Source organism: Streptomyces sp. CA-106110 (genome assembly GCF_050936285.1).
Classification (GTDB): domain Bacteria; phylum Actinomycetota; class Actinomycetes; order Streptomycetales; family Streptomycetaceae; genus Streptomyces.
Map to the genome: position 1 here is coordinate 10,945,120 of NZ_JBNJNB010000001.1, position 13,072 is coordinate 10,958,191.

A 13,072-nucleotide genomic window follows, 5' to 3' on the forward strand; every position below is an offset into this window, starting at 1 on the left:
CTGGTGCTGGCGGGATTCGGACGTCGTCGGCGTATCAGAGCCCGTGCGGCATCGAGCGCGGTCGGTTCCTGCTCAGCCGATGGGCTCCCGTACGGGCGTAGTGACCCGGGGCGATACCGAGGAGCCGCTTGAAGTGCCGGGTGAGGTGGGACTGGTCGTAGAAGCCGGCCGCGGTTGCCACCTCGCCCGGTGGCCGTCCGTCGAGGAGCAGGCGACGGGCAAGGTCGACGCGGCGGGACGTCACGTACTGGTGCGGTGCGATGCCGAACGCGGCGCTGAAGGCACGTACGAGATGGGCGGGGTGCGCGTGGAGCGATCGCGCGGCCTCTTCCAGCGTGGTGCCTTCGAGGAATCTCTCATCGAGGAGGTCACGCAGGTCGTGCGCGATGCCACGGTGCGGAACCGTGCCGCCGATGACAGCCGTCCTGGGGCGCAGGTGTTCGCGCAGGCGCTGGCTGATGAGGGCCAGCCGGCTCTCCGCCTCGAGTTCGTCTCCCCGGCGGGCAAGGGCGGTGTGCAGCTGGCCGATGCGTCGGCGCAGAACGGGATCGGTGAGGTCCGGGCCGTCGACCGCCGGCCCGATGTAGCTCTCGTCCAGCTGCGTCGTGCTGAGGTAGAGCACCCGCTTGCGGAAGCCGTGAGAGGTGGCGGGCGAGCCGTTGTGCGGGACCTGCGGCGGCAGCAGGCTGACGGTGTCGTTCGGGGTGCCGCGCTCATGGCGGTCCAGGTCGTAGCGGACCGCGCCGTCGTCGACGATCAGCAGCGTCCAGGCGTCATGTACATGCATGGGGTACACGTGCTCGGTGAAGTGGGCGTGGAAGACCTCCACGACGCCCGGGACCGAGGGGCGCCACGCAGAGACTTCCTGCCCGTGCACCATGCAAACAACGTACAAGACGGCGAAGGACTACTACCTGCAGTCTCAAAGCATGAGAACGAAGGATGAGACCGAGACCCCGGCCGGAGCCCAGAGCGGTGCAGAGACGCAGAACGTGCCCGTTCGCTTCGACACGAAGATCGCCGTACTGCTGCACGACGACCTGGAACCCTGGCAACGGCTGAATGTGACCGCCTTCGTCGTCAGCGGGCTCGGCACGGTGTCACCCGAGGTGATCGGCGAGCCTTATGCGGACGCCGACGGCACCCCGTATCTGCCGATGCTCCGCCAGCCGGTTCTGGTCTTCGAGGGCACGAAGGAGATGCTGACCACAGCGCACGGTCGTGCCCTGTCCCGATCCTTGCCGATGGCTGTGTTCACCTCGGATCTGTTCAGCACGGGCAACGACCGGGACAACCGGGCGGCTGTACGGTCGGTCGGCACCGATCAGCTCGACTTGGTGGGGATGGCCGTCTACGGGCCGCGCAACGCCGTGGACAAGGTCCTCAAAGGCGCGCGGATGCACCCCTGAGCAGTAGGCGTGGCGACGAGCCGGCAAACGGCCGCCAGCTGCACACAGCGCGGGCGGTGTGCCTCGCGGGCCTGAGATGTGCAGCCGTGCCCGGACATGGGCGGGCCCGGCCCGGATCGAACGATCCTGGGCCGGGCCCGATTCGTCCGCCGGTCAGTTGAACGCGGCGGCGAACATGCCGGGCTCGTACGTGCCTCCCCGCTGATGCACGATCACGGCGAGCCGGTTGGCCGCGTTGATGAGGGCGACCAAGGACACCAGCGCGGCGACCTGGTCGTCGTCGTAGTGCTTGCGTACCTGGGCCCAGGTCTCGTCGGACACGCCGTCGTGGGCGTCCGCGAGCCGGGTGCCCTCTTCGGCGAGCGCCAGCGCGGCCCGCTCGGCCTCGGTGAACACCGTCGACTCGCGCCAGGCGGCGACCAGGTGGAGCCGGACCGCGGTTTCCCCCTCGGCCGTGGCCTCCTTGGTGTGCATGTCGATGCACCAACCGCAGCCGTTGATCTGGCTGGCGCGCAGCGACACCAGCTCCTGCGTGGACTTGGGCAACGGCGACTGCTGGATCACGAGGCCGGCGTTGGCGAACCGCTTGGCGAACTTGGCGGAGATCTCGTTGTCGAACATGTTGAATCGGGCGTCCATGACCTCGTCCTCACTCGTGGTGTTGCCTGAACGAACACGAGATGCCGGCGACCGGCCGCTTGTGACAGGGCGGTCGTGTGACGTGCGCCACTGTCCACGAGTGTCACAAAACCGCGGGGACCGGCGTCTTGTGCGCGTGGCATCGTGGAGAGCGGACAGGCAGGAGCAGCCGGTGAACAGCGAGCACAGCGATCGCACAGAGGACACGGCCGGGCAGCCCGCCGACGGCGGACGCGCGGACGCCGCCACCGAGACGTTCGTCGCCCATCGCAATCTGCTGTTCACGGTGGCCTACGAAATGCTCGGCTCGGCCGCCGACGCGGAGGACGTCCTGCAGGAGACCTGGCTGCGGTGGGCGGGTGTCGATCTCGGCACGGTGCGGGACCAGCGTGCGTACCTGGTCCGGATCACCACGCGCCAGGCACTGAGCCGGCTGCGGACACTCGGCCGCCGCAAGGAGTCCTACATCGGCCCCTGGCTGCCCGAGCCGCTGCTCACGGCACCCGACGTGGCCGAGGACGTCGAGCTGGCCGAGAGCGTCTCGATGGCGATGCTGCTGGTGCTGGAGACGCTCTCGCCGACCGAGCGGGCGGTGTTCGTGCTGCGCGAGGTGTTCGACCTCGGCTACGACGAGATCGCCGAGGCGGTCGACAAGAGCCCGGCCGCGGTCCGTCAGGTCGCGCATCGGGCACGGGCACATGTCGCGGCGCGCCGGCCGCGCGGGGTCGTTTCCCCGACCGAGACCCGGAACGCGCTCGATGCGTTCCAACGGGCGGCCGATACAGGCGACCTGCAGGGTCTGCTCGACATCCTCGCGCCGGATGTCGTCTTCCTGGGTGACGGTGGCGGCCTCAAGCAGGCCGTCCCGCGGCCCATCGTGGGGGCCGACAAGGTGGGCCGCCTGCTCGCCGCAGGACTGGGCCGAATCGCCGTCGAAGGGTGGTCGCTGCGACCGGCGGAGGTCAACGGTTACCCCGCGCTGGTCATCCGGCAGGACGGCGCGATCGACACCGTCATGGCGGTGCGGATCGACGACGGTCTCATCACCGGGTTCTACGCGGTGCGCAATCCGGAGAAACTGTCGCACATGCAGCGGGAGATGGCGCTGCGCCGCTGAGTCCGGGACTCCTGGGAACGAACAGGTCCGTCATCGCCACCGGCGCCGAAGCGTCCACCGCCCCACCGCAACTCGCGTTCTGTCGGCGGATCAGCACACGCCGGCGCTTGGACCGCAGCCGCCGTCCAGCCATCACTGGGCTGCCGGATCCGGGGTACTGAACGCCCTCGGTATGGCGCGGCTGTGTGCACAGCGAGGTAGGAGTCGTCGCCGGGCGCACGGCGCCACATCCCCCGGGGCTGCCGGTCGGGGGATGCGGCTCTTGCTGTCTCGAAGGGCCGATGCGGAACCCGGCGACCTCAGAATATGGCTGCTCAGAAGGGTATTGAGGTCGGACCTCGGCTACTCGGCCCGCTCAGGTGATCCTCAGATTTCCGTTTACTCCCCGGACGGCGGCAACCCGTCGTTCACGGGCCCGTCGCCGTGGAACGGCTTGCTGGGAGCGAAGTTATATAGACAACTTTGCTCACCCGGGTGCCGCCGCGGCGGCATTCGGGGCGGAGAGGCGGAGAAGGGCACGGCACGCTACCGGCAGGTGCAGGCGCTGCTGGCCGAGATGCGGCCGGAACTCGCCTCCCGTACCCCCGTCGTCCTGGCGGGCGGCCTGGCCTCGCCGTCCCACCACGACTGGACGAACCGGACGGCGGCCGCGCACGGGGGAGTGGGCCGGGTCGAATGGCCAGTCACCGAGGTGCTGGAGAAGGCCGGACTCGTCGACGCCTTCCGGGACGCCAACCCCAGCCCGGTGAAGGCGCCCGGCATCACCTGGTCCCCCGTCAGGCCGCAGCGCGAGGGCGGCGGCGCGGAACCCCAGGACCGGATCGACCAGGTCCAGTACGCCGGGCGGCTGAAGGTGCTGGAGGCGCACAGCCTGTTCACCGGCTGGCCCCGGCCGGTGCCCGACACCTCCGCCAACGGCTGGCCCTCCGACCACGCGGCCGCCGTCGTCACCTTCTCCCTGTCCGCCCGCGGTTGACCCCGAACGACCCGAAGGACCTTCCTCCCATGACTGAGATCAGCCGCCGCACCTTCATCGGCACCACCGCGGCCGGTGCCGCCGTCGCTGCCGGACTCCCCGGCACCGCGGAGGCCGCGGGCCGCGACACCCGGCAGGGCAGCATCGCCGACGTCAAGCACGTCGTCATCCTGATGCAGGAGAACCGTAGCTTCGACCACTACTTCGGCACCCTGAGCGGCGTACGGGGCTTCGACGACCGCCAGGCGACCGTCCTGTCGAACGGCGACCCGGTCTTCCGCCAGCCCGCCAGAAGCCGCAAGGAGGGTTACGAGTTGGTGCGCGATTGAGGTCGGGTCGTGTTGGCCTGGCGGGTTGGCTGGTGGATGATCACCGCTCGGCGGTGCGGTCGGAGACCAGGCTGGCGATGGCCAGGTGGGTCTCGTCGTAGTACTCGCGGCGTCCGATCCAGCGCTGGAGGGACCGCCACTGCTTGTGCTCGGCGTTGGCGTGCTCGACTGGAATCCGCTCGGAGGACTGCTTCTTGCGAGCGGCCTCCCAGACAGCTACTTCTTCGGGCGGGGAATCCTTCTTCGGCTTCAGCGGCGGGGCTTCGACCTGGTTGGGAAACTGTTTGGCCAGGCCTCGGTATCCGGCGTCCACCTTGGCCTTCACCTGGGGGAACTGCTCGAACAGGTCCGAGATGCCTTCGGTCTTCAGCGCGGTCTGATCGTGCATACGGCCGGGCCGGATGGCCCCGGTCCACAGGGTGCGGCCCTTCTCGTCGCTGATGACGCTGGCCTTCTTGGTGTTCTGCTTCATCTTGCCGGAGACGAACGCCCGGCGGCCGGGCTTGTTCGCCCGGGGGCGGCGTACACGGACCTCGGTACCGTCGATCCGCAGTTCCACACCGTGGGAGGCGGCGTAGGCGAAGACATCAGCCAGGGAGCGAAGCCGCAGGTCGGGGCCATCGGGGATAGCGAAACCGCGGGCGGCGAGCAGGGGGCGTACCTCGTGAACGGCGCGGGTGATCGTGGAGCGGTCCACGCCGTAGAACACGGCGAGGGCGGCGTGCGGGAGTTGGAAGCGCAGGACGACCAGGGTGGCAATGACCCGGTCGGTGAAGACCAGTTCGTGGTCGGGGCCGGCTCCTGCGGCGCGCTGCCGGTCGTGGCCTCGGCGTTCGCGCAGCCGGGACTCCTCACGGGCCGTCCACGGGTCGGCCAGCTCCACAATCAGCTTGCTTAAGCGGCGGCGCGGGATCCCCGTACAGATACGATGTCTCAAGGCCGTGCGGGCCCATCCTGACGTCACAATCATGATCGTCCCGCACGGCCGTTCGCGTACCTAGGCAGGGGGTGTCAGCTATCGCGCACCAAGCCGTTAGGGCGCGCAGAGAATCAACATGCTGGTTTGATCTTCGTTGGTGGCTGGTTGCCGTACCTGTCGAGGTGGGTAGCCAGGTCCGTTGGGGTGCGGAATCTGGCTGTCGACGGCGGGATCGTGTGGCCGGCCTCGGCCAGGAGGGGTCGCACTTCCTGGACAGCGCGGGTGAGGGTGCTTCTGGTGACGCCGAAGAGCTGGGCAAGCAAGTCATGGGTGCCGATCTTGCGCTGGTAGAGCACGGTGGCCAGGATCCGGTCGGCGTCGGAGAGCTTGTCCTTGGCCCCTGCGCCGCGTGTTCGGTGTCGTTCGCCGCCCCGTCGCTCGTGGCGGAGCCGCTCGCGCTGTTCGGCCAGGGCAGGGATCAGATCGTTGAGCAGGGTGTCCAGTTCGACGAAGGTCATGCCGGTCAGCTCAGGGTCCCAGAGCATGGAGCCGTCGATGCGAGCCGGTGCTGCAGCCGGCCGGGCGACGGTCGCGGGATCCGTCCTCGGGCCGGGAGTGGGCGGGGCATCGGCGGGGTGGAGCGTGTAGTTCCAGTCTCCGTGGAAGCGGTGCCTGCTCATCGCCAGGGCGTCGATCTCGGCGTCGGTGACTTTGATGCCGGTGTCGTAGGTGTTGGTGTCGAGTGCGGCCTCGACCCGGAGCCCGGTGCCGGTGGTGGTGGCTGCGATGGTATTCACGATGACGTCGTGGCTGGTCAGCGGTCTGCCGCGCCAGTTCATGGAGATGTGGGAGAACAGCCGGTGCTCCACTCTGTTCCATTTCGATGTGCCGGGCGGCATGTGGCAGACCGTGATCTGCAGGCCGGTCTCGGCCGCGAGGGCTGCGAGTTCGGTCTTCCATGCGCGGGTGCGGTAGCCATTGGAGCCGCCGGCGTCCGCGGTGATCAGCAGCCGTGCGGCATGCGGGTAGTCGTGCCGGCCACGGGCATGCCACCAGCGGCCAATCGAAGCGACCGCGAAGGCCGCGGTGTCGTGGTCGCACCCGACGTTGACCCAGCCGGTGTTCGCCGTGATGTCGTAGATCCCGTAGGGGATCGCCTTGCCCGGCCCCTGCCGGTCGAGGAAGTCGTGCGTCTTGACCTGCACCGGCTCGCCCTGAGGCTGCCACTCACGCCCAGCGTTCTTGTACTCGCCGACCAGCTCTTTCTTCTTCGTGTCCACGCTGATCACCGGATCCCCGGCGTCTCGGTGATCGCGGGCCTGTTCGTTGATGTAGCGGAACTGCGCGTCGCGGTCGGGATGCTGGCTGCCCTCGATCGTCTTGGCGTTGGCCTGCAGACTGAAGCCCTCCTCGCGCAGCAGGTCACCGACGGTGTCCGCCGAAACGCGATGGCCCTGCCGAGTGAGTTCACCGGCGAGTTTGCGCGTCGACTTCGTCGTCCAACGCAGCGGCGACATCGGATCCCCACGCATATCCGGCTCGACCAGCGCCAACAGCGCAGGACGCAACCCCTCGTCCACCTCGGCCGCCCTCTTACGCCCGCCGCCGGGGCGGCGGACCCGTCCCGAAGGCTCCGCACCCGCCTCCAGCTCGTCGACGCCCTTGCGGACGGTGGTCTCGCTGACCCCGGCCGCCTGCGCGACCGCCCGGATCCCGCCGTGTCCCAGGATCCGGGCCTCGGTTCCCATCAGCAGACGGCGCTGACGCTCGTCCAGGTGCGGAACCAACACCGCTAATCTCACAAAGAGTTGATCACGAGTCTCCTGCGATATGGCCATATCACATCAACGAGCCAGATCCACGGAAGCAACGCCTTGATTCTCTGCGCGCCCTTATCTCCTGCCGTTCCGCATGGACACCACGAAGTACAACGCGCAGAACGCGGGCGGTCTCCCGCACGACTGGGACACCGGCCACAGCGCCGTCAACCACGGCGCCATGGACAAGTGGGTGCAGTCCAAGGGCGAGCGCACCATGGGCTACTTCACCCGCCAGGACATCCCCTACCAGTACGCCCTGGCCGACGCCTTCACCCTCTGCGACGGCTACTTCTGCTCGCTGAACGGCCCCACCGACCCCAACCGCCTCTACCTGTGGACCGGCACCGCGGGCCCCGGCGTCGACGGCACCACCGGCCCGTGGACCGACAACACCCCGGTCACGAACAACCCGGTGGCCGACTGGACGACGTACGCCGAGCGTCTGGAGCAGGCCGGCATCACCTGGCGCGTCTACCACAACCCCGACGGCTCCGACGACCGCTACGGCGACTACGACGACAACGCGCTGTCGTACTTCAAGCAGTTCCACGAGTTCCCCAAGGACGACCCGCGCTACATCAACGCCATGACGAAGTTCGACCTCACGGCGTTCGACCAGCACTGCAAGGACGGCACCCTGCCCACGGTCTCCTGGCTGGTGGCGCCCTACCTGTTCTGCGAACACCCGGCGGCCAGCCCCGACTACGGCGCCCACTGGGTCAACACCGCGCTGCAGTCGCTCTTCTCCAACCCCGACGTCTGGAAGCACACCGTCTTCCTGCTCATGTACGACGAGAACGACGGCTACTTCGACCACGTCATCCCGCCGTTCCCGGAGCCCGGCACCAAGGACGAGTTCGCCAACGGCAAGCCCATCGGCCTGGGCAGCCGGGTGCCGCTGTGGGTCGTGTCGCCGTGGTCGCGAGGCGGCTGGGTCAACTCCCAGGTGTTCGACCACACATCGGTGGTGCGCTTCCTGGAACGCGTCACCGGCGTGCACGAGCCCAACATCTCCGACTGGCGGCGCACCGTCTGCGGCGACCTCACGAGCTGCTTCGACTTCGGCAAGCCCGACTACAGCATCCCCGAACTGCCCGACACGGTCGCACTGATGGCCAACGCCGACGCCGGAAGCTCCCTGCCAGCGGTGAAGATACCCGACCAGCAGTCCATGCCCGGGCAGGAGCAGGGACAGCGCCCGCACCGCGCGCTGCCGTACCGTCCGTGGGCCGACGTGGCGGTCGACCGGGCCACCGGCAAGGTCACGTGCACGCTCACCAACGACGGTGGTGTCGGCTACCACTTCACCGTGCTGCCCAACATCGCCCTGCCCTTCACCGGGTTCCTCCGAGGATGCCCCGGCCTTCAGGACTCCGTTGGGAAATCCGTAAACCGGTGATGATGAGTGTGCCGGGCTGCCATGATCGGCCTGTTCGCTGATCGAGGGTGGGGCTGGATGTCGCTGGAACCGCGGGCTGATCGCGGAGTGCCGGAGCTAACTGCGCGGGTGGTGCGGGCTTCGTTCCCGAAGGGGACGCTTGCGGTCCGTGTCCGTGAGGCGCTCGGTCCGCTGTTCGAGGACGAGTCCTTTGCCGAGGCGTTCCCCGGACGGGGGCGGCCGGCGGTCTCGCCTGGGGCATTGGCGCTGGTGTCGGTGCTGCAGTATGCCGAAGGCCTCACCGACCGGCAGGCCGCTGACCAGGTGCGGGCGCGGATGGACTGGAAGTTCCTCCTCGTGCGCCACGAGGCGCCGGTGCGCCGTGAGGCGCGGTGAATCGAAGGAGGTGCGAGACCTCCTCGCCAGGTTGTCGCAGCAGCCTGGTGGGAGCTGAGCGCAGTCCGATCCGGGAGACGCCGGGGAGGGCGGGAAGCAGCGCTGACAAAGCCGGGACTGCTCGGAACTACCAGACGGGCCGGGTCCGGCGAGCGAGATCAGAGGGCGTACGAGAGGAACCAGTGGTAAAGCTCCGTAAGCGTGGCACCGGCTCAAATCTGGTGGATATGGGCCGGGTTGTAGCGCACAGTTCGCTCGTTGAGCGGGCTGACTCCGTAGCCGACTTGGCGTGTCGGTGGGGAGGCCACGGCGAAAGCCTGCGGCGTAACCGTGGCGATGCTGCCGGGGCAAAGCTGGGCGCCGGACTGACCGATCGATTCACCGTGAACACGGGAACCATCTCGCGTTGTTCCCCGGGCCCGGAATCCATCCGGGTTCTTGGGATAGATACGTCGTCTGTCGAAGGCGCGGGATGGGGCGGAGGCCCCGTAGTAGTCCGAGCGGACGAGAGGTCCGCGCATGGCGAAGGGGGCCAGCAAGTCGGCAATAAGGATGCTGGAATGCCGGGAGGCCGTTGGTGAATACCGACGAACTGGAATACGTCTTACTCAAGGCGGAACGCCGGGTACTGGAAATCCAGACCAAGCTGCACCGTTGGGCCAGTGATGACCCTCATCGCAGGTTCGATGATCTGTACAACCTCGCCGCGGACCCGGGCTTCCTGCTGGTGGCCTGGGATCGGGTGCGGAATAACAAGGGCGCGCGCACGGCGGGAGTGGACGGCGAGACCGCCTACTACATCGAGTCCGTGCGGGGGCTGGAGGGGTTCCTTTCGGAACTGCGAGATGATCTCAAAGCCCGCACCTTCCGGCCCCTCCCGGCTCGGCGACGCGCGATTCCCAAGGCTGGCGGCAAGGTCCGCTACTTGGGGGTCGCGACCATCCGAGACCGGGTAGTCCAGGCGTCCGTGAAACTGGTGTTGGAGCCGATTTTCGAGGCGGATTTCCTCCCGTGTTCCTACGGATTCCGTCCGAATCGCCGGGCTCACGACGCAGTGGCCGAGGTGCACCATTTCGCATCCCGCTCGTATGAGTGGATTGTTGAAGGTGACATCAAAGCCTGCTTCGACGAAATCTCGCACACCGCTCTTATGGGCCGGGTGCGGGAACGGGTCGGAGACAAACGTGTCTTGGATCTGGTGAAGGCATTTCTGAAGGCTGGCATCCTCGATGAGGACGGCACGCTGGTGGATACCAACGCTGGGACTCCGCAAGGGTCGATTCTTTCGCCGTTGCTGAGCAATGTGGCTCTCTCGGTCCTGGACGAGCATATCGCCCAAGGGCCGGGCGGCCCCGGAGCCAGCCCGTATGGAAGGGCCAAGCGACGCCGTCAAGGTCTGCCCAACTACCGTCTCGTGCGGTATGCGGACGACTGGTGCCTGCTCGTGTCGGGCACCAAGGCACACGCTGAAGCCCTGCGGGAAGAAATCGCCGGGGTCCTGTCCACGATGGGCTTACGCCTGTCGCCGGAGAAGACCCTGATTACCCATATCGACGAGGGCCTCGTCTTCCTCGGCTGGCGCATCCAGCGCCACCAGAAGCGAGGCACCGGCAAACAGTACGTCTACGTCTATCCAGCCAAGAAGGCCCTGGTGGCCGTCATGGCCAAGGTGAAGACGATATGCCGGCGGAGCACGAACCTGTCGCTCGAAGACCTGCTGCGTCAGCTCAACCGGATGCTGCGGGGCTGGACCGCGTACTTCAAGTACGGGTGCTCGAACGCGACTTTCAGCTATCTGAGGGCCTATCTCTGGAAGGAGATCATCAGATGGCAGGAGCGCAAGCATCGGCGCGTTCCTTGGAAGGTACTACGCCGACGCTACGGCATCTGGCCCGCCGAGGGCGGGAAGGAATTGTTCGATCCGGCAAGAGTGAGCGCAAAGCGCTACTACTACCGGGGAACACGCATCCCGACACTGTGGCCGAGCACAGCATGAAGTGAACACCGACCCACGGGACTTGTGGAGAGCCCGGTGCGCTTAGCGGTGCACGCCGGGTTCGGGAGGCGACCCGGAGAAACGGGCTGGTCGTGAGGCCAGTACCGCGCTCCGGGTCGACCTCACCTATTTTCCGGGCGGGGGTGAAAGCAGGGCCCCGGCGTTCAGGTTGGATGTCCGGGTTCGTGATCACGTGAGTCCATAGAGCGCGAGGACGCGGTGCCGGTCGGTGTGGGCGCGTCGGGCGGCGGCGATGTTGGCCCAGCCGGCGAGCTTGAGAGCGGAACGGATCAGGTCGCGCAGGACGGCCAGGACGGCGGGGGTGTGGTGGCGGCGGACCTGGCTGGCGTCCTCGCCGAAGGTGACATCGCGGCACCAGTGCACGGTGTTCTCCACGGTCCAGTGGCCGCGGGCCCAAGAGGCGATCTCAGCCGCGGTGGCCTGCTCGGCGGGCAGGTCGGTGATCGCGTAGACGGTCTCGGTGCGCCAGCGTCTCTGCCCGGCCGCACGTCGCTTGCGCTGGATACGCAGGACTTGGCGGGCGTGGGGGAACAGCAGGTTGTTGACGGTGGCGACCTGTACGAGTCGGCGTTCATTGCGGCCGTGGCCGGTGGTGTCGTCGCGGTGGACGACAGGGATGTCCTTCCAGGGCAGGGCGTGCAGCTGGCGGGCCAGCTTCTTCTGGTTCCCCTTGATCGTGAACAGGTAGTGAGCGCCGCGCTGTTCGACCAGGTAGGTGGCATGGTCGCGTTGGGCGTGCAGGGCGTCCACGGTGACGATCGCGCCGGTCAGGTCGGTGTCGTCGATCTGGTCGAGGAGCGGGGCGAACTCCGGGATTTCGTTGGTCTTGGCGCCGATCTCGCGGGAGGCGAGTGTGATGCCGTCGCCGTGGGTGACGGCCGAGAGGACGAAGACGTGGCTGCCGTCGGGGCGGCGGGCGCCACGAAGGCACTTGCCGTCGACCGCTATAGCGTGGCGGCGTGGGGCGGGGCGGTCCTCGTCGGCGGCCTCACCGTGGCGGCGGCGCTGCTCACGCTCGTCGAGCCCGTCCGGCGTGACACGGGCGCCGGCTGTCGTCTGCCCGGGCCCAGGCAGTAGGGGACGCAGGTAGGCGAAGGCCGCAGTGCTCAGGCGGGCCGGATCGAGCAGGCCCAACACCCGGCGGAGGGTCTTTTCGCTGGGCACGCGGTAGCCGCCCGCGATCAGGTCATACGGGAGCTGGAAGGCTGCGAGTTCGTCGTCGGTGGCGCGCCTGCACCACTCGGCGGCCGCGGTGAGCGAGTCGTTGCCCGCCGGAGTCAGCGCGCACACGGACAACGCCAGGACAGACGGTAACGGGAAGCGGCGCCCGCGCTCGGCACGGGGATCGGGGATGCGGGCGAACTCGGCCAGCAGAACGGTTACTTCCTCGCCCTGGACACCGGCCGGTACCTGACACGGGGCGGCTGATGGTACGGCAGCGGGCGTGGGAGATGATGGAGCAACGGACACGGCATCCTTGCAGATCGTGAAGCTTCGACACCTCCATGATCCACAAGGGGCCGTGTCCGCTTGCTTCCCGCTCTCCCGCCCCACCGATCACCGTGAACCGGGACAACCCGCCTGAACGCCGGGGCCCTGGGGGTGAAAGGACTCCGCCGCTGGCCTGTCGCAGCAGGCTAGCGAAGCTGAGGGCAGCCTGATCGCGGAGTCGCGCGGGAGGGTGGTAAGCAGCCCTGACAACGACGGGACGTACCGGAACTGCCAGACGGTATGGGCCCGGCAAGCGAGACGAGAAGCTGTACGAGAGGAACCAGTGTCTGAAGCCTCGTAACACTTCCACCGGCTCGAATCTGGCGGATCTGGGCCGGGTGCAGTGCTCGTTCCCACGAAGGAGGTGGGGGCGTCTCCGTGGCTGGTGAAGTGCGCTGGTCCGGAGGCCATGTTGAAGGTCTGCGGCGTAGACATGGCGATGCTGCCGGGGTACAGCTGGGCGGCTCACTCGACAACCGGATAGCGGTGAACGTGGGAAGCGGTCCGATGCCGCCCAAGTCCCGGCAGCCAGCCGGGCGGAGGGCAGGCCCGTCGTCGGCTGACGGCACCGGACTGTGGCG

Annotated in this window: 11 protein-coding genes and 1 pseudogene; 7 read left to right on the top strand and 5 right to left on the bottom strand. The window is 67.9% G+C overall.

The window, feature by feature from the left end; translation table 11 throughout:
* Positions 1-34: 34 nt before the first annotated feature.
* Positions 35-880 (bottom strand): AraC family transcriptional regulator, encoded by an 846-nt coding sequence (locus ACQEXA_RS50440; RefSeq protein ID WP_432923306.1) that lies wholly within the window; start codon positions 878-880, stop codon positions 35-37.
* A gap of 49 nt (positions 881-929) precedes the next feature.
* On the opposite strand from ACQEXA_RS50440, the gene ACQEXA_RS50445 reads away from it, so the two are divergent.
* Positions 930-1,409 carry a DUF2000 family protein gene (locus ACQEXA_RS50445; RefSeq protein ID WP_432923303.1) on the top strand — a complete coding sequence of 160 codons (480 nt, stop codon included), beginning with the start codon at positions 930-932 and terminating at the stop codon, positions 1,407-1,409.
* Positions 1,410-1,562: 153 nt separating this feature from the next.
* Here the strand turns inward: ACQEXA_RS50445 and ACQEXA_RS50450 are convergent, their stop codons facing one another.
* A complete protein-coding gene (locus ACQEXA_RS50450; RefSeq protein ID WP_432923300.1) occupies positions 1,563-2,048 on the bottom strand; it encodes a carboxymuconolactone decarboxylase family protein in 486 nt (161 codons plus the stop codon).
* A gap of 172 nt (positions 2,049-2,220) precedes the next feature.
* On the opposite strand from ACQEXA_RS50450, the gene ACQEXA_RS50455 reads away from it, so the two are divergent.
* From ACQEXA_RS50455 to ACQEXA_RS50465, 3 genes are all read left to right on the top strand, one after another.
* On the top strand, positions 2,221-3,165 hold the full coding sequence (locus ACQEXA_RS50455; protein ID WP_432923297.1) for an RNA polymerase sigma-70 factor: 945 nt from the start codon (positions 2,221-2,223) through the stop codon (positions 3,163-3,165).
* Between the two features lie 535 nt (positions 3,166-3,700).
* Positions 3,701-4,141, top strand: coding sequence for a hypothetical protein (locus tag ACQEXA_RS50460; protein ID WP_432923294.1), 441 nt, complete (start codon positions 3,701-3,703; stop codon positions 4,139-4,141).
* A 29-nt stretch (positions 4,142-4,170) separates the two neighbouring features.
* Positions 4,171-4,470, top strand: coding sequence for an alkaline phosphatase family protein (locus tag ACQEXA_RS50465; protein WP_433133292.1), 300 nt, complete (start codon positions 4,171-4,173; stop codon positions 4,468-4,470).
* A gap of 40 nt (positions 4,471-4,510) precedes the next feature.
* Here the strand turns inward: ACQEXA_RS50465 and ACQEXA_RS50470 are convergent, their stop codons facing one another.
* Together ACQEXA_RS50470 and ACQEXA_RS50475 are read right to left on the bottom strand one after the other, a co-directional pair.
* A complete protein-coding gene (locus ACQEXA_RS50470; protein ID WP_432922089.1) occupies positions 4,511-5,440 on the bottom strand; it encodes a transposase family protein in 930 nt (309 codons plus the stop codon).
* 80 nt (positions 5,441-5,520) lie between these two features.
* Positions 5,521-7,227 (bottom strand): ISAzo13 family transposase, encoded by a 1,707-nt coding sequence (locus ACQEXA_RS50475; RefSeq protein ID WP_433128026.1) that lies wholly within the window; start codon positions 7,225-7,227, stop codon positions 5,521-5,523.
* Positions 7,228-7,300: 73 nt separating this feature from the next.
* Between ACQEXA_RS50475 and ACQEXA_RS50480 the strand changes: the two genes are divergently transcribed.
* From ACQEXA_RS50480 to ltrA, 3 genes and pseudogenes are all read left to right on the top strand, one after another.
* Entirely contained in the window at positions 7,301-8,608 is a 1,308-nt protein-coding gene (locus ACQEXA_RS50480; RefSeq protein WP_433133294.1) for an alkaline phosphatase family protein, read from the top strand.
* Between the two features lie 57 nt (positions 8,609-8,665).
* Positions 8,666-8,944, top strand: a pseudogene (locus ACQEXA_RS50485) (transposase); the annotation flags it as partial.
* A 616-nt stretch (positions 8,945-9,560) separates the two neighbouring features.
* Positions 9,561-10,979: a group II intron reverse transcriptase/maturase gene (gene ltrA / locus ACQEXA_RS50490; protein WP_432930471.1), complete on the top strand. Its 1,419-nt coding sequence runs from the start codon at positions 9,561-9,563 to the stop codon at positions 10,977-10,979.
* Between the two features lie 189 nt (positions 10,980-11,168).
* Here the strand turns inward: ltrA and ACQEXA_RS50495 are convergent, their stop codons facing one another.
* A complete protein-coding gene (locus ACQEXA_RS50495; protein WP_432923114.1) occupies positions 11,169-12,470 on the bottom strand; it encodes an ISAs1 family transposase in 1,302 nt (433 codons plus the stop codon).
* Between the last annotated feature and the right edge of the window lie 602 nt (positions 12,471-13,072).